Here is a 16,138-nt window from a genome sequence, read left to right on the forward strand (position 1 = left end):
AGGTCACACCCGTTCCCATACCGAACACGGAAGTTAAGCTCTTTAGCGCCAATGGTAGTTGGGACTTTGTCCCTGTGAGAGTAGGACGTTGCCAGGCTGTTATTATTCCACAGTAGCTCAGTGGTAGAGCTATCGGCTGTTAACCGATCGGTCGTAGGTTCGAGTCCTACCTGTGGAGCCATTTGGAGAGCTGTCCGAGTGGCCGAAGGAGCACGATTGGAAATCGTGTAGGCGGTTAACGCTGTCTCAAGGGTTCAAATCCCTTGCTCTCCGCCATTTTTATTTGATTAGCACAGTGGCCCGTTGGTCAAGCGGTTAAGACACCGCCCTTTCACGGCGGTAACACGGGTTCGAATCCCGTACGGGTCACCATTTATTTTTATCTACATAATAGTGGAGGATTAGCTCAGCTGGGAGAGCACCTGCCTTACAAGCAGGGGGTCGGCGGTTCGATCCCGTCATCCTCCACCATATATTATCATCGCGGGGTGGAGCAGTTCGGTAGCTCGTCGGGCTCATAACCCGAAGGTCGCAGGTTCAAATCCTGTCCCCGCAACCAAGTGGTCCCGTGGTGTAGCGGTTAACATGCCTGCCTGTCACGCAGGAGATCGCGGGTTCGATTCCCGTCGGGACCGCCATTTTAAATTTAATAAGGCTCGGTAGCTCAGTTGGTAGAGCAAAGGACTGAAAATCCTTGTGTCGGCGGTTCGATTCCGTCCCGAGCCACCATTTTAAAAACAAATGTTTTTAAAATGCCGGTGTAGCTCAACTGGTAGAGCAACTGACTTGTAATCAGTAGGTTGGGGGTTCAAGTCCTCTTGCCGGCACCACAGTTATTGTGGAGGGGTAGCGAAGTGGCTAAACGCGGCGGACTGTAAATCCGCTCCTTCGGGTTCGGCAGTTCGAATCTGCCCCCCTCCACCATTTACAGGGGCATAGTTTAAAGGTAGAACTACGGTCTCCAAAACCGTCAGTGTGGGTTCGATTCCTACTGCCCCTGCCAATTATAAAGATAACATTGCATATATACGTGGCGATTGTGGCGAAGTGGTTAACGCACCGGATTGTGGTTCCGGCATTCGTGGGTTCGATTCCCATCAGTCGCCCCATTTATAAACGATATGCATATTCCAATATTGGGCTATCGCCAAGCGGTAAGGCAACGGATTTTGATTCCGTCATGCGTTGGTTCGAATCCAGCTAGCCCAGCCATATTTGCGGAAGTAGTTCAGTGGTAGAACACCACCTTGCCAAGGTGGGGGTCGCGAGTTCGAACCTCGTCTTCCGCTCCAATTTTAATAAAGTTATTTAGTCTTGAGTAAATGGCGGCATAGCCAAGTGGTAAGGCAGAGGTCTGCAAAACCTTTATCACCGGTTCAAATCCGGTTGCCGCCTCCATTTATTTACAAGCTGCCGGGGTGGTGGAATTGGCAGACACACAGGACTTAAAATCCTGCGGTAGGTGACTACCGTGCCGGTTCAAGTCCGGCCCTCGGCACCATTTATAATTTTAACTTGCCTTTTTTATTTTGCCGATGTGGCGGAATTGGCAGACGCGCACGACTCAAAATCGTGTTCCTTCGGGAGTGTCGGTTCGACCCCGACCATCGGTACTTTAGCTTTACTTTTATTACATACCGTAATTACAATAGAATTAAGTAATATCAACGTTTATACAACGTCTCTACAGTTTTGTAGAGGCGTTTTTTATTTGTCTTTTTTCGCTTAAGTACAATTTTCAATCGTGTACTTAAAATCGTGTTCATACTTAGGAAAGGTGGTCTTTAATTGTCCAGAAGGAGTAACAATTTAGATGATTATGAACTAGCGATTATTGAGAAGAAAACGAAATCCTATGTTGAAACGTTTAAGGAAGCTGTTGATTTGTTCGTAAAGGACTGTGAGTTAAGAAACCTTAGACCACTCACTATTCAATATTACTTAAACGAGTTAAATGCTTTTCTTAATTCATTAAGGGAACAGGACATCGACACTACAGTATTAAAACCCTATAACGTTACTGAAGAACATATTAAAGAGAATGTAATTTTGTATATGCGTAATTATAAAGGACTTCGAGTAGTTACTATTAACACCCGTTTACGTGCCATACGTGCTTTTTATAATTTTTTGCAGAAGCAAAAACACATTCCTAAAAACCCTATGGAGAATATCAAGCTGCTAAAGGATAGAAAAAAGTTATTCCTACCTTCTCAAAGGAACAGCTTAATAAGTTATTCCGTCAACCTGATTTAAGAACATTTACAGGTGTGCGTGACTATACTGTAATGATGTTCTTTCTTGAAACTGGAGTACGTGTAAATGAATTAGTTGGACTGTCATTAGCTGATATTCGGTGGGAGGACAGTCTTGTGCGTATCCGTCAGGCTAAAAGTTATCGCGAACGTTTAGTTCCTATTCAAAAAGAAATGAAGAACCAGCTTAAAAAATACATTGCTATTCGTGGCTATGTAGAAAGTGATGCCTTATTTGTAACAGTGGATGGCACCCCTTTAACGAAGCGTGGAGTTCAGACCAGAATAGAAAGGTATGGGGAAAAAGCAAAACTTAAAGGTGTTCGCTGTAGCTGCCACACGTTTAGACATACATTTGCTAAATTAAGTGTTCAGCAAGGTGCTAATATTTTTGAGTTACAAGCTATTTTAGGACATACCAGCATGGAAATTGTTAAAACGTATGTAAATCTTTTTGGAACTGATGTAAGGGAAAGGCATAAAGAATTTTCACCTTTAAAAGCAATAAATAAGCGTATTTAAAATGAAAAAGCCACGCGTTCGCACCGCGTGACCTAATACCATCATAAAGCTAAATACAGGATATCCCATACATTTAGCACCTTCATTATAGGATTTTAAAAAATATAATGCAAGGGGTTTAGTTTCCTATTGTCTTTTTTAGGAAATGAAGTGTGGGTATTCATCGTGGAATGACCTAACACACGTAATTTAAACTTGAACAGGTGAGATTCAGCCAATGTCGGAAAGTGGAATCGTAGTTGCATTATGAGTGATTTCCTTGTTTACCTCGCAACTAGTCTAGGGGAGAACGCCCATAAACGGTTCGGTTTGGTAGCTAGGTGTATTAAGGTGCAGGTAGCGACGAATAGACTTAAAAGCATGTAGGACTAGCTTTGCATGTAGAAAGTTCGTTGTTGGAGAAATCCAAGCGTTCAAACAAGGTGATACGGTGGAACCCTCAACAACTCGGTTCAATTCAGTAATTAGAACGGCTACTTTTATTGCACTTTATTTTTTTTGTGCTTTAAAGGTAGTCATTCTCCTGTCCAATGTTTCCTAGACAATCTGGATTAATTCAGTGAAAAGAAAAGGTTAAAGTCAATACATTTATTAACAAAATAATGCTAAAGTTTGGTATGTTTATCTATACATAAGAGGTAGCTGAAGTTCAAATAAAGGGGAGGTAGACAAGACAGTGGTGCAGCCAAGAAGATGGATAGATGAAATAATTGAAGCCCTTGAGGAATTAGGCGGAGAGGCTTCTTTAGCAGATATAGCACAAAGGATAGAAGATAGAAATCTCATGGATTTTAGCCAAAATAAACATTGGAGAGATAGGATAAGAAGTACGATATATCATTACTCTAGTGACTGTGATATTTATACAGGAGAAGTCGGTAGTGAAAAGGATATTTTCTATGCAGTAAGAGGCAAGGGAAATGGTTATTGGGGCTTAAGAATATTTGAACCTAAGGAAAATACCGTATCTTTAACAGACGATGACCTAGGATTTAGGGAAGGAAGAAAAAAGTTAGTTCAACATGTTATCAGAGAAAGAAACCCAAGGGTAATCCAATTAGCCAAAGAGAAGTTCAAGAAAGAACATGATGGAAAGTTGTTTTGTGAAGTTTGTGGTTTTGACTTTTATAAAACATATGGTGAGATTGGACAAGATTTTATAGAAGGACATCATACTATGCCTGTTTCGGAAGGTGAAGAAGAATATGCTACAAAAGTAGAAGATATAGCAATGGTTTGTTCGAATTGCCATAGGATGTTGCATAGAAAAAGACCGTGGCTAACAAAAGAACAATTACAGAAGTTGATAAAACTCTAGGATGAGGTGATGTTAATGACTATTAAAGAAGAGTATAGATATGAAGAAAAAGATAGCAATGGGGTTACAGTAGGAGGCTACAGGGAATTAACACCCGATGTATATTACGAAGTTCTAATCCAGAGAGTAACAAAGAACTTGAGGGAATATGCAGAAACGATGGAAGATGAACTATATAATAAATCCGAAGATGAATCAATGTACTATTATGGAAAGAACCCCAATGGAGAAAGCGTAAGGTTAACTTATATTGATAAGCTAGATGAAATTACCAAATATAAGGTGCAATATCCAAACCTCTTAAGACAATCACTAATCACTAGTATTTATAGCTTTACAGAAGAAAGGCTTTTAAATGCGTGTAGTAGAAGTGGTGTGCTAATGAATGCAATGTCATTAACTGATTACCGTGAAGGAGTTAAACGGAGAACAGGACGTAGAAATACAGGAATATTTTTAGCCAAAGAGTATCTGAGAAATTGTGCTAATATTGATATCACTTCTTTTTCAGATAAATGGAAGAGATTAGACGCATTTAACAAATTACGAAACTGTATTGTGCATGAACTTGGAAATACTAACGGCTTTTCATATATGGACAGCCCTGGAAGAAGAGAAGGTCTTCAAAAAGCTATTGATTATTTAGGAAATGGGATAGTGAATCTTGAATATGGGTATCTTGTTCTTACGGATAAGGCTTCTTTTGAATTCCTAGACACTGTTAATGAACTTTTTAAAGAATTTTATGAGACTCTTGTAAAGCAAATAAAAATAAAAGAGAGTAATCAATCGAAATAAATTGTTAAGCAATTGATTCATAATGGAGGGATACAAATGGAAACATATGAGAAAGAAATAAGAGAGATTCTAGCGTCAGTAAAAGAAACATCTGAAATGATGAAAGAAGACAATGTTAGGTTGGATAATATCGCTGAGTTAGTCGAAAATAACGCTGAGAAAGCTGAAAAAATTCTTGCTATGCTGGACGAGACTAGTAAAGGTCTATCACGATTGGAAAAAAAAATAGATAGTATAGACAAAGGAATTTTGAAGAAGGTTAATCAAAAAGCTGAAATTATGGAGATTTTGAACCGTATCAATGACCGTCTAGAAAGCCGTACACCTGCCTCTGAAATCTTTGAATCTATTTGTAAGGAAGAAGATAAGTAAAAAGAATTACATGATTTAGGGCACCTCTATAAGAGTGTCCTTTTTTATATAAAGTATTGTAAAATATAGATATAGTTAGAAAATAAAGGGGGAGGGGAATTAGTTGGGAAATCCAACTGTAGACTTATTAGAAAAATGCAAAAATGATTTGAGAAGAACATATGATAATTATTTGAGTACCCGCAATGATTCGGTGGATTTTAATTTATTTTTAGATGATAAAGATTTTCGTAAAGCAAGGCTAATAATTTTTAAGCTTTGTGAAAAGAAGTCAATAGAAAAGCCACAGGAATTAATAAACTCCAGAAATGTGGAAGAGTTAATTTTAACTATTCATTTTGACACTAGTGATTATGCTGAAGCTTTAAATCTTATTTCTACTCTATTCAATTCATTCATTGATGATATAGAGATGAAAAGTATTGATGTTCAAATTGTTCATATTAAATGTGAAGTACCTGAAGAATTAAGCTACAACCACATATTAGAGGACATTAGTAAATGTGAAAATAGAGTCGAAACAGGAGATTATTCGGGTGCTTTGACTTCAGCCAGGTCTCTAATAGAAGGTGTATGTAAAGAGATTATCTATAATATCGAAGGTCAGGATGTGGAGGGGTCTCCTAACTTGCCTAAACTGTTTAAGAGAGTACGCAATCATCTAAATTTAGACCCTAGTAATGAAGCCCTTCACCAGTCTCTTCAACAGGTTATAAGTGGTTTAATACAGGTAGTTCAGGGATTGAACGAGGTACGAAACATAGGAGGAGATGGACATACTAGAAAAGTTAGTCCAAGCTTACACCACGCCTTACTTGTTGTAAATTCAGCAAAAACAGTCGTTAATTTTTTGTTTGATACTTATGAGTACCAAAGAAAGTTAGGGAAAATTCATCTTTCAGAAGTCGTATCATCTCAAACTCCTAATTAATAGTTTAAATTCTTTGTACGCTTGAAAGTTTATACTGGCAATTATTTTGGGCATAATTTTATAAAAATCAAAGGTGGTGCCTCATGTATAAACAATCACAGAACAGCCAAAAATTGTTTCCAAATAGGCAGAGAAATAATAAAGGGATTTTTTACAATTTCTATCTTAACGGTATTAAACGTAGTACCAAAGCCGTTTACGTGTTGTGGAAAGAGAAAGAATGCCTTTATGTTGGTAGGAGTATCGATTTAAGGAGAAGACTTTTAGAACACCTTAGAGATGACTATAAAGGTTTTGCGAAGGATATCACTCATATTCAGTTTTATATAGAAGAGAATGAAAACGCTAGAACTTATCTTGAAGATTCACTTATTCACCGTTTAAAGCCGGTTTATAATGAACGTGAACCATATAATCTTAGAAAGGTCTCATTTAAACTTATCTTTAGGGAAGAAGAGTTGTAGAGATTGTTTAGAATCCCATTTTTAGTGCTTAACGAATGTATGGAAGTAATTGTATACAAGCTTGTCACTAAAAAAGTTACATTTAGAAACGTTGATATGGCGAGGTTTATAATTTGTCACAAAAATTTAATATTTAATTTGCTTGTAAAAAGCCTTATTTGAATGTATTAAGTATTAGAAAGAAGTGTTAGTAAAACGTTAAATAAACCGTTTAAAAACAAGGCGTTAGCCAAATTCTTTAGGATTTAAGCACAGGTATATTCTTTTAGCAAAAGTAATCAAAAGATATTACGCCTATCGGCGTGTTCTTTCACTTCGTTCAGAACTCTTTTGTAATACAATATAGAATTAAATTATTATTTATATTCTAAAGATATAATAGAGATTAGGCGGGAAAATAGTTCCCGTCGTTTTTGTGTATACCGAATTATGTAACAGGCCCTCGAATCTTTCGCGAAGGGTCTCTTTCTTATGCCTTAATAGTAATAAAAATATTTTATATTACCCTTGTATTTTTATCGTTTAGAAAGACATAAAGAGTAGGAAATGCTTACGTGTTTTCTATGCCATAAATGACATCCTTTTTGGTAAGGCGGTGTATAGCCGTCTTAAAAAATTTATATAAGGGTGTAACAAAATATTGATTAATCGCTAAAACAGTATCGAAAAAGGGGGTTCGATTATGAAAGATGAGTTTAAGCTGCGTGGAAAAGTTATTCAAATGGCACGTAACTTGAAAGGTGTTTCTGCCATGGATTTGGCAAAAGGGGCGGGGATTTCTAACCGTCATTTATCTAAATTAGAACGGGAGGTTCATAGTATATCGAAGTTGAGTGAAATTAGATTGTTACGTGAATTAAGAAAGGTTGGAGTGACAAATAGCCAACTAGTCGGAATAACACTTATTGTTGAGTGGGAAGAAGGGAAATTTGATGAATGAAAAAAGATTCACGCTTAACCCAAAAACAAATTGAAATTCTAAATGATACTTTTTCAAGGGTCTTAGATGGAGAAACAATGGAGGAAATCGCTAAATCGCACGGCATTTCTCGTAAGACATTGTCATTATGGAAAAACAGTAATCATGGGAAACAGCTACATTCAACATTTCAAAAAGAAATGAGTACGAATGATTTACCAAGATTCTATCAAGTGCTTAGTGAAAAAATGCAAGCGGGTTCTTATAAGCATATGGAACTGTATGCAAAAGTTCATGGGCTATATGCTGATAAGAAAGAGATGGTAATAGAAGAACAGGAAATTAATCCTGCTGATAGGGCTGTTAGTGAAGAAGAGTTAGAAGAATTGAAAAGATTATTAAAAGGCTAATCAGGTTCTTCTCTAAGAAACAACAAAGAGTATAGAGATTAGCACATAACAATGTAGTTAATCTCTATAGTTCTAAGTCATTATTAAATCAAATTAATGGAGGAGTATTTTTATTATGGCATTATTCAAAGGTGACGCTATTAAGCGAGTAAACAAATTATTGGACAAAGGGGAAAAACGTCGTACTAAACTACATGAAAACATTGAGAAGCTGCAAGAAGACGCTAACCTACTATATCAAGCAGTACAGGACGATTTTAACGAAGCTATTTTAGAGGACAAGGAACCTAATAAGAAGCTACAAAGTGACTTAGACAAGGTTCGCGGAGAATTACAAACGGCACAATTTCAGCTATCACAAATTGACGCGGTTATTCAGTCTGAGATGGAGAAGCAAAAGGACGCTATCGACGAAGAACGTAAGGACTATGTAAAGGATAAGGGCGAAGAATTCCTCGGGTTATTCGACGAAATGAACGACCTTAAATTAGCGTATCTAAATAAGGTTATCGAGTACACAGAAAAGAAGAAAGCTTATAACAGTAATTATTCACGAACATTCCGAGACATTGAAAATCGTGTAGGGCTTACAAGACGTGACCCACGGGACGACTTCAAATTAAACCTTAACCAACGTTATCAGATGGACGGGCATTATTCTCCAATGATGTACAACGATGAATTACGCGATGCACTAATGGATGGCAAATTAACCTTTGTTACAAACAAGAATAAAGACATCTTTAAGAAGTGAATTTCAAAAGGAGACATAAATAAATGGACAAAGCTTTAGAAGCGTTTAGACGTGGTAAATTAGCGAGAATTAATATAGACCTGTTTATCAATAAAGTACGGAATATGGGGGATATAGACGCCCTAGAAAATATTAAACAAAAACTAGCTAAAGGGGTTATCAAATAATGGATTATCAAGTACGAGAACTACAAGAAAAGGCAATGAACGGAGATACAGAAGCATTAGACTTATATAATCAGTACGTGGATAGAGGTGAAGCACCACGAATTGCATCAAAACAACAATTTAAATCTACAGTAGAAACACTTTCAATGATGACAGCCGGCTATGAAGAAGCGGCACAACAACGTGGGGACGATTTATTTACTAGTAAGCCTAGAGAATTAACGCGTGAAGACATTATGAAAGCTAATCCAGCTACCAAAATTGCTTATGGTTATGGTCAACGTGCAGAAGCACTAGCCGAATACAAGGCTAAGCGTCGTGACTATAGGAAGTCATTGGCTAATCGACAAGCTAAATTTGAAGAAAAAGGCCGGTAAAGAAGCTTCTCTTCTGTATATAGATATTGATTTTTGAAAAATATTCTTCAAGAAAAAAGGCATGAGGTCTACTAGATTTCTGCCTTTTTGTATTATTAAAACAAAGGGGTAATTAAGATGAATTATAAGGCAAATCGTAAGCAAGTAGTAAAAAGGCAATGTGCAAACTATAAAAATGGTACGTGTTTAATTAGGAATGTTAAATGTCCATTGGTAACACCATTTGAATATCGTGGTAAAGAGTTTCTCTGTGAAGAAGTGGAATGCAGTTATTTTAATAAATTCGTCGCACCTGGTATACAAGAGAACATAGAAACAGATGGAACTGTGTATAGCTATAAAGATTGTGCGATATGTGAAAGGCAGTTCAAACCGAAATCAAGCGTTAGTAAGTATTGTTCAGACCGTTGCAAAAAGGTAGCACGTCGAAGAACGAATAATAAATACTACATGAATAACAAGTAAAACACCTTTATTAAGACTAATGACAGTATGTTGAATGCCCGTCATTACAGCGTTTATTTTAATAAAAATAACGATTGAAGGGTATAAGTCATAAATGTACTTCCATTGGTCTTAATATTGATAAGTGTTTAGCAGCGATACATAAATCAAAATACAATAAGCTACATCATAGAGAGATAATCTTGGTTGATTGTTTGTCTCTTTTTTTATGTCTAATAATAGTTCCCCACCAATAAAGGTGGGGAAAGTGTAAAACAAAGAGTAATTCGTATAGTTTATTCTTTAGGAAGCACAGTAAAGATTTTTTCAGCAACTTCCATTAGAAATTGTCCTTCATGGTCTACTTCTTCTTCTGTCATACCTTTTCCATTTTGATTAAGAATGACCTTTTCACGTTCCATTAAGAGGTTGTGCAGGTAGCTTAGTTCCTCAACAGTAAATGAACTAACTGCCAATTCGCTTTGTTTTGCTTCTTTGATAGTTTCTTTTTCATTGTTCATAGGTATTATTACCATCCTTTCAAAATATTGTATTACATTCTTTTATTTTAGCATACTATCTATTCATCAATGAGTTTAGAGACAGGGGCATATAGTATATTAAAAGAAATTGATGATAATTGTTCCGAGTGCTATTAAGTATGCGGATGTCATTTTAAAGCTGAATGATTGTTCGTTGTCTTTTTTAGTATAGTTAAATTCCATTGGGAAGTGTCCTCCTTTCTCTTTGGTCTATTTATTTAATTGATAAAAAAAGTAAACTGTCCTTGTTGCTTGGTGAAGAAATTTTCCGATGAATGTTTAGCTACAAATTTGCCCCTATATCTTTAATATAAGAGAAGTGCCAAATGATTTTAGTTTTGTTCCTCTCCATTTGTATAAGTGTTCACACGCGAATTACTAAACTAAATCAAATGTATTCCCCCACAAGTTCAGTATCCGCATTTTTTGCCAATAAGATATATGCTTGTTCATTTAATAAGTGTATTTAGCCTCTCTTTATTAATATAGAAGATGTACTGTTTACCCGATGTTTTCATCATATTTACTCCCTCACAACCCTCCAACAACATAATTAAGATAATCAGACGAAAATACAGAAAAGTTTTATACAGAGAAACGCCCTAGAAGCTAATGAAATACTAACCATACATCTAAATGCGAAATTTCGTGATATATATTACTAATAGAACAACGTTAACGTGTTATTTATTATTTTACTTTATTAGGTGAATTGAAATTAGAAACCCAAACGTATAGTCAGATAGAAAAAATGCTAGATAGACGTTAGGTAAAATCATTAGATAGGCGATAGATGACCGTTAAAAAGGGATTTGATTACATGGAGGGTTCACTACAATGACTTGAAGATGAGTTGTCCCCAAGAGTGAGAAAAGCACCATCCGTTGATATGTATACTTCGTAATAACCAATAAAAAGGGCAATACGATGAAGGTGTCTGTAAATATAACGTGAATGCGAGTTAGTAGCTTGAAGATGTGTTACCCTCAAGTATCAAAAAAGTATCATCAGGTCATTAATATATGAACCCGCACAACCAGTAAAGAGGTCATTAGCAATGAATTAGCGATAGGGTGGGTGACAGGTAGTAAAACCCAAGAAATGGACTCGACGTGTAACGCACTGCAATACCTCCATTTGTTACATTAGTATGCTAAAGTATTGCTACGTAAGGGATAACGACATTTTGCGGCATAAGTAAATGCGTAACATGATACATTACATTACTATTGATGAAGCAATGGCTATATAGAAAAATCGCCAAAATAAAAAGATGCAGGGGAAGTCCCCAACATCTCTTACAGTACAAATGTATTCAAGCTATCTTCAATTTCTTCATCTGTAATTCCTATGTATCTTAACGTGATTTCTGGATGTGAATGATTCAATATCATTTGTAATTTTGCTACGTCTTTAGTTTGCTTATAGAACCAATATCCAAAAGTTTTTCGCATTGTATGAGTGCCTATGCCGTCTTCTATATCAACCATGTTCCCTGCCTTATTTAACTGTCTATATGCTTGGGTAGTGGTAATAGGTTTATCCCCTTTACGAGAAGGAAACATGTACTCGCTATCAACTGTCTTAATGTAATCCTGAATTTCTTCATATATGTTGCTTAGATTTATTGTTCTAGGCTTTTTTGTCTTTCCTTCGTGTATAACGATTCTCTTCTTACGACGTACATCGCTAACTTTTAGCTTTAACAAATCTCCAACTCGTAGTCCCGTATTTATTCCAATCAAAAATAGTATGTAATCACGTTCTGAACAGTGACGCTTTAAACTCCATTTCATATCTTCTATTAATTGCTTATCTCGAATTGGCTGAACATCTTTAATTTGATTCATTATGTTATAGCACTCCTTAAAGTTAGTGAATTCAATGTTTTGAATGTACGTTTTTATTTGATGAACTCAGAGTAACATCTAATCATTGTTAAAGTCAATAAAAAAAATGAAATGAATGTATGTTTTTATCTAAATTCATACATTGTTTGTACATTTATTAATGATGTTTTTTATATTTGTTTTTACGAAAAGAAGCTTAGACTACAAAGATAAATATATCTTTTACTTATTTAGTTATACATGAAAGTCTTTAGGTGGGGATATGGTGAGGTGGGTACTACGCCAATCATCCCAGAGGTGGAAAGCAGAAGGATAACAAAAATGTACTGCCGAATGTTACATATAAAATTGATTCATTCGCTTAAAAGTAAATCCCTCTGACAAAATATTAAAAAAGTGAAAAAATTTTCTTCGAAAAAATTTCTAACCTTGAATGTAACTTACTACTGGAGGTAAAGGAGTACTGATAAATAGGAAGGAAGTGTGTATGTAATGGAATATAACCAGTTAAAAGCTTTTACTGATATGTTACAGGTACAAGACTTATCATTATTCGAAGACAAATTTGCTAATGTTGATTGGAAAACTTATAGAGGGTTTGATGCATATGAAAAATTTTATTTCAACACATGGCTTCTACAGAAGGAAATGAAGGGAGAACTTAGAGTACTAGATGTTTTAAATAGATTAATTTCTAAAGAGATTTTATACATCGTTAGTCTTATTAAAGGTGATAAAATAGTGTACTTTGAAAAATATACTGAGGCTGGAGATTTTCTTGGAGTGCATCAAAATAAAGTAATACGTAATAAAAATAAGTTAGTCAATAGCTGGCTAGTTAAGCCTTGTAACATCGGACATATAATTAATGAACATACAGGTGAAGTGTTAGAAACATTACATTGGAAATAGAACGGTTTAACTCAGGACGGCAAATAAGCCGTTCTTTTTTTGTGCTTTTTAGTCACTATTCTTACATATTTACCACAACCATTAATTAGTTGGACGTTAGTTAAGGGACTTCTTTCGTTCACTTACATTCACTCAATACACGGTTTTAATCGGAAATCGCACAAATAACTGAAAAAAATTAAATAAATATAAATTATTTCTTTGGGAGAGACAACTATGGGAAAGACAATACTAAAACAAGAACAAGAAGCTAAATTGAAACGTATTCATCGTATCTATCGAACTGAAGCTAAGGTTAACAAGATTTTAGCGTTAGAAAAGAAGTGGGAACAATACTCGATGTTAAAACTAGATGAAGGGGAAGATGCTTTCCGTGTTCTCTATATGCACTCTGTAATGAAGGAATTAATAAGGTACAGTGTGAACCAGTTCATGAAAGATTGGGGGAGGCACGGTTTTAGTCGAGAGGACTTTGAATCAATCTTTGTTCAGAAGTCTTGGGAGGTAACTATGTCTCATTCTTGGAGTGACGAATATTATCTGTTTGAGAAATTGCCGAATGCTTTTAAGCAAAAAGGATTGAATTTTATTAGAGACAATCTAAGAACTGATAAGAGAAAAGCCAATTATGGCACAGTTAGCTACAAGGATATGAGTCCGTACAGATTCGAAAACAAGGTAGAGACAAAAATAGTGATTGAACAAGTTTGTAGTAAACAGGAACAAGACGTACTGTTAACATACTTAGAATGTCCAAATCTATCTTACACAGAACTTGGAAGAATACATGAAATAAATCATCATACGAAGGTGAAGCGGATTTTGAAAAGTGGATTGGAGAAAATAAAGTTAAATTTCACATGCAATTGTTTACTTTAATGAGATAAAGTTATTGTCTATATTATAAGTAAATGTATACAAATTTTTAAAAATATGAAAAAATAATTCTATTAAGCTAAATATGGTAATTGGAGGAATACTTTGCATGGATAGTGAAATTTTAGCCTCTCCCTTTTTCTTTAACTTTTGTATCCCACTTCTTACTACTTTTTTTGTAGTTTTTGTAAAAAGAGTAAGTAAAAATGATACTCATCTGCAAAGATATAACAAGGAAGACTGGGCTATAGGTATAGATTTATCAGTTTCATCAGTTCTTATTTATGCAGTTGAGAGTGCAAAGCAATATAGGATGAGTGTAGAAAAACCCCATATAGAATATGAAATGAATAATTGGACAATAGTCCTCTTAATCGTAGGATTGTGGATAATTTCACACATAATTCGAAGTTATGGATGGGATAATCAAGGTAAACTAAATTGGATAGGAATTATAATCCCTAATATTTATGGACTTATAGTTTTATTCTTTGTTTTTCACATAATAGGGGGTTAAAATAGTGAATAAAAGACATTTTTTACTTGTTATTCAGGTAATTGCATTGGGTTTAATTTTTATTAAGTTAATAGACTCCTCCTCTATTATTGACTCGTTATCTTGGAAAGATATATTTTCTATGGTAAGTGGAATAGTGGCAGGTGTGATATTTGGAGTTGTTTTTTCTACATTATTTCGAAATTTTATAAAGAAAAAACCAAACGTGTATATCAGCTATAACTTTGTTGATAAAGAATTTGTGTATCAGCTTAAACAGGAATTATCTAATTTAAATATCAAGTTAGTTGAGGATTTAGTATCGGTCGGAGAAAACATCGCCACAGGTATGATAAAAGGTATAAAGGATGCAGATTACGTTATAGTGCTTATTTCCAACGAATATAATTCCTCTGAATATTGTAATATAGAATTAGATGCAGCTATAAGTCAAAAAAAGAAGATTGTGCCAATAGTTATTGATGAGGCAGAAATGCCAAAACAGCTAGACGGTGTTCTTTATCTAAGATTTAATAAACAAAATTACAAGGAATCGGTAAATGAACTTATTAAATCGTTAAATAAAATTCACAAGAAATCCAGTAAATAGCCATAATAGTAAAGAAAATAAAAACATATTGAAATAAGACTTAATGGTGGCCTTAAGTAAATAAAGGGACGTTGTACCAATTTAAGAAGGTATAGCGTCCTTTTGTTATTTGGTATTATTTTTTAAAATTTAAAATATTAAGCTTTAGTGATTTGCAAAAACCTTCGAAACCTGGATAGATTGTTTCGTGAGTAATGTTCATTTGTTTTAACTTTATCCAATAATCTAGAATATGTTCTTTACTAAAAATGTATTTAAATGCAACTTCTTCTTCCTGAAGCATTCCATCCTTTATTCGGTAATTCTCAAGTAGTTCATCTAGACTTTTATCCGTTACACTAGGGACTAAAAATAACCCTTGTTGTTTTCTAAGTCTTTCATTTTTTTGACGAGGTTCATATGGGAAAACAAAATCATCTTTTGTCCCACGTCTATAAAAGGCCAAGTTTTTACGATGATTATACGCAGAACCAAACATTTCTTTATTACACTTTTCAAGGATACGTGTATTGAGGGCATAAATACAAAAGTCGCCAGTAGCACCGTCTAATGCAAAAAAAGTAGCTATATAAGGTGAATGAGTCCAATCTAACAGCCTAGTAGGACTTCCATAATGTTGCATCGTTGCTAAAACTTCTAGACGGTATTCTATCCATTTGTCAATGTCCTCATCTAAAGGTTCTTTAAATAGGTAAGAAGAGTAAAGATGGAAGGAAGATAAAAATTCATTTCTCATTTTTCTTTCTATTTCTACACCTACTTCATTATTAGTTTCAATAAATTTTAAAAGTTCTCGATGAAGGGAAGTTTGTATTTTCCATTCGACCCAACTTTGTCCCCTAAATATCCAGTCATTAGGATTAAGTTGAGATATAATTTGATTATAATGTTGCCAATTATCTATTCGTACTTCTTTCCACATCAATATGACCCCCAATAAATTGATTATTATAATGAAATTTTAACTAATACTTGTATTAAATGGAACGAAAATGTAGCTGACGTTTTATTAGTTAAATTAACTTTACAAAAGCTAAAAAAATTTAATCGAAAATTAAAAAAGAGGGTTGCAAAGTTCGACAAGCGGGTATATAATAGATTTTGTTAGTCAATCGTGTGAA

At 34.9% G+C, this 16,138-nt stretch carries 17 protein-coding genes, 16 tRNA genes, 1 rRNA gene and 1 pseudogene (1 of these 35 only partly in view); 32 read left to right on the top strand and 3 right to left on the bottom strand.

The window, feature by feature from the left end; all coding sequences use genetic code 11:
* From rrf to Q5794_RS02310, 28 genes and pseudogenes are all read left to right on the top strand, one after another.
* Positions 1-97 (top strand): 5S ribosomal RNA (rrf, locus tag Q5794_RS02175); it begins 19 nt to the left of the window's first position.
* Between the two features lie 9 nt (positions 98-106).
* Positions 107-181 (top strand) — tRNA-Asn (locus Q5794_RS02180).
* Between the two features lie 3 nt (positions 182-184).
* Positions 185-276, top strand: a tRNA-Ser gene (locus tag Q5794_RS02185).
* A 21-nt stretch (positions 277-297) separates the two neighbouring features.
* A tRNA-Glu gene (locus Q5794_RS02190) sits at positions 298-372 on the top strand.
* Between the two features lie 23 nt (positions 373-395).
* Positions 396-471, top strand: a tRNA-Val gene (locus Q5794_RS02195).
* 11 nt (positions 472-482) lie between these two features.
* Positions 483-559, top strand: a tRNA-Met gene (locus Q5794_RS02200).
* A 3-nt stretch (positions 560-562) separates the two neighbouring features.
* Positions 563-638 (top strand) — tRNA-Asp (locus Q5794_RS02205).
* 15 nt (positions 639-653) lie between these two features.
* A tRNA-Phe gene (locus Q5794_RS02210) sits at positions 654-729 on the top strand.
* A 25-nt stretch (positions 730-754) separates the two neighbouring features.
* Positions 755-830, top strand: a tRNA-Thr gene (locus Q5794_RS02215).
* A 10-nt stretch (positions 831-840) separates the two neighbouring features.
* A tRNA-Tyr gene (locus Q5794_RS02220) sits at positions 841-924 on the top strand.
* A gap of 5 nt (positions 925-929) precedes the next feature.
* Positions 930-1,003: transfer RNA gene (locus Q5794_RS02225), tRNA-Trp, on the top strand.
* Positions 1,004-1,033: 30 nt separating this feature from the next.
* Positions 1,034-1,109: transfer RNA gene (locus Q5794_RS02230), tRNA-His, on the top strand.
* A 28-nt stretch (positions 1,110-1,137) separates the two neighbouring features.
* Positions 1,138-1,212: transfer RNA gene (locus Q5794_RS02235), tRNA-Gln, on the top strand.
* A gap of 5 nt (positions 1,213-1,217) precedes the next feature.
* Positions 1,218-1,292, top strand: a tRNA-Gly gene (locus tag Q5794_RS02240).
* A 32-nt stretch (positions 1,293-1,324) separates the two neighbouring features.
* Positions 1,325-1,398, top strand: a tRNA-Cys gene (locus tag Q5794_RS02245).
* A gap of 14 nt (positions 1,399-1,412) precedes the next feature.
* Positions 1,413-1,501 (top strand) — tRNA-Leu (locus tag Q5794_RS02250).
* A 30-nt stretch (positions 1,502-1,531) separates the two neighbouring features.
* Positions 1,532-1,613, top strand: a tRNA-Leu gene (locus Q5794_RS02255).
* 175 nt (positions 1,614-1,788) lie between these two features.
* Positions 1,789-2,777: pseudogene (locus Q5794_RS02260) on the top strand (tyrosine-type recombinase/integrase).
* 676 nt (positions 2,778-3,453) lie between these two features.
* Complete coding sequence (locus Q5794_RS02265; protein ID WP_374988636.1) at positions 3,454-4,095, top strand: HNH endonuclease; 642 nt, start codon at positions 3,454-3,456, stop codon at positions 4,093-4,095.
* Positions 4,096-4,110: 15 nt separating this feature from the next.
* On the top strand, positions 4,111-4,893 hold the full coding sequence (locus tag Q5794_RS02270; protein WP_374988637.1) for a hypothetical protein: 783 nt from the start codon (positions 4,111-4,113) through the stop codon (positions 4,891-4,893).
* Between the two features lie 36 nt (positions 4,894-4,929).
* Positions 4,930-5,265 carry a hypothetical protein gene (locus Q5794_RS02275; RefSeq protein WP_374988638.1) on the top strand — a complete coding sequence of 112 codons (336 nt, stop codon included), beginning with the start codon at positions 4,930-4,932 and terminating at the stop codon, positions 5,263-5,265.
* A gap of 103 nt (positions 5,266-5,368) precedes the next feature.
* Positions 5,369-6,196, top strand: coding sequence for an abortive infection family protein (locus Q5794_RS02280; RefSeq protein WP_374988639.1), 828 nt, complete (start codon positions 5,369-5,371; stop codon positions 6,194-6,196).
* An 83-nt stretch (positions 6,197-6,279) separates the two neighbouring features.
* Positions 6,280-6,660 (top strand): GIY-YIG nuclease family protein, encoded by a 381-nt coding sequence (locus tag Q5794_RS02285; RefSeq protein ID WP_102814066.1) that lies wholly within the window; start codon positions 6,280-6,282, stop codon positions 6,658-6,660.
* Between the two features lie 682 nt (positions 6,661-7,342).
* Positions 7,343-7,600 (top strand): helix-turn-helix domain-containing protein, encoded by a 258-nt coding sequence (locus tag Q5794_RS02290; protein WP_374988640.1) that lies wholly within the window; start codon positions 7,343-7,345, stop codon positions 7,598-7,600.
* The gene (locus Q5794_RS02295; RefSeq protein ID WP_374988641.1) at positions 7,597-7,989 is read left to right on the top strand and encodes a phBC6A51 family helix-turn-helix protein; all 393 of its coding nucleotides are present in this window, start codon (positions 7,597-7,599) and stop codon (positions 7,987-7,989) included. The genes Q5794_RS02290 and Q5794_RS02295 overlap by 4 nt, the downstream gene beginning before the upstream one ends.
* Positions 7,990-8,104: 115 nt before the next feature.
* Positions 8,105-8,743: a hypothetical protein gene (locus Q5794_RS02300; protein WP_374988642.1), complete on the top strand. Its 639-nt coding sequence runs from the start codon at positions 8,105-8,107 to the stop codon at positions 8,741-8,743.
* A 23-nt stretch (positions 8,744-8,766) separates the two neighbouring features.
* Entirely contained in the window at positions 8,767-8,910 is a 144-nt protein-coding gene (locus tag Q5794_RS02305) for a hypothetical protein (RefSeq protein ID WP_374988643.1), read from the top strand.
* Positions 8,910-9,287 (top strand): hypothetical protein, encoded by a 378-nt coding sequence (locus Q5794_RS02310; protein ID WP_374988644.1) that lies wholly within the window; start codon positions 8,910-8,912, stop codon positions 9,285-9,287. Before Q5794_RS02305 ends, Q5794_RS02310 begins: the two co-directional genes overlap by 1 nt.
* Before the next feature lie 740 nt (positions 9,288-10,027).
* Here the strand turns inward: Q5794_RS02310 and Q5794_RS02315 are convergent.
* Together Q5794_RS02315 and Q5794_RS02320 are read right to left on the bottom strand one after the other, a co-directional pair.
* The gene (locus Q5794_RS02315; protein WP_374988645.1) at positions 10,028-10,252 is read right to left on the bottom strand and encodes a hypothetical protein; all 225 of its coding nucleotides are present in this window, start codon (positions 10,250-10,252) and stop codon (positions 10,028-10,030) included.
* 1,319 nt (positions 10,253-11,571) lie between these two features.
* Positions 11,572-12,123 (bottom strand): site-specific integrase, encoded by a 552-nt coding sequence (locus Q5794_RS02320; RefSeq protein WP_102814059.1) that lies wholly within the window; start codon positions 12,121-12,123, stop codon positions 11,572-11,574.
* A gap of 492 nt (positions 12,124-12,615) precedes the next feature.
* Here Q5794_RS02320 and Q5794_RS02325 point away from each other — a divergent pair, with 492 nt between their 5' ends.
* The 4 genes from Q5794_RS02325 to Q5794_RS02340 all read left to right on the top strand — a co-directional run bounded on the left by Q5794_RS02325 (position 12,616) and on the right by Q5794_RS02340 (position 15,017).
* A complete protein-coding gene (locus Q5794_RS02325; protein ID WP_374988646.1) occupies positions 12,616-13,035 on the top strand; it encodes a hypothetical protein in 420 nt (139 codons plus the stop codon).
* 216 nt (positions 13,036-13,251) lie between these two features.
* Positions 13,252-13,914: a sigma-70 family RNA polymerase sigma factor gene (locus Q5794_RS02330; RefSeq protein ID WP_374988647.1), complete on the top strand. Its 663-nt coding sequence runs from the start codon at positions 13,252-13,254 to the stop codon at positions 13,912-13,914.
* 106 nt (positions 13,915-14,020) lie between these two features.
* Positions 14,021-14,428, top strand: a complete 408-nt coding sequence (locus Q5794_RS02335) for a hypothetical protein (RefSeq protein ID WP_374988648.1) — start codon at positions 14,021-14,023, stop codon at positions 14,426-14,428.
* A 4-nt stretch (positions 14,429-14,432) separates the two neighbouring features.
* Positions 14,433-15,017 carry a toll/interleukin-1 receptor domain-containing protein gene (locus Q5794_RS02340; protein WP_374988649.1) on the top strand — a complete coding sequence of 195 codons (585 nt, stop codon included), beginning with the start codon at positions 14,433-14,435 and terminating at the stop codon, positions 15,015-15,017.
* Between the two features lie 115 nt (positions 15,018-15,132).
* Here the strand turns inward: Q5794_RS02340 and Q5794_RS02345 are convergent, their stop codons facing one another.
* On the bottom strand, positions 15,133-15,939 hold the full coding sequence (locus Q5794_RS02345) for an FRG domain-containing protein (protein ID WP_374988650.1): 807 nt from the start codon (positions 15,937-15,939) through the stop codon (positions 15,133-15,135).
* Positions 15,940-16,138 lie beyond the last annotated feature (199 nt).

Origin of the sequence: Priestia megaterium, from assembly GCF_041941685.1 — a bacterium.
GTDB classification, from domain to species: domain Bacteria; phylum Bacillota; class Bacilli; order Bacillales; family Bacillaceae_H; genus Priestia; species Priestia megaterium_C.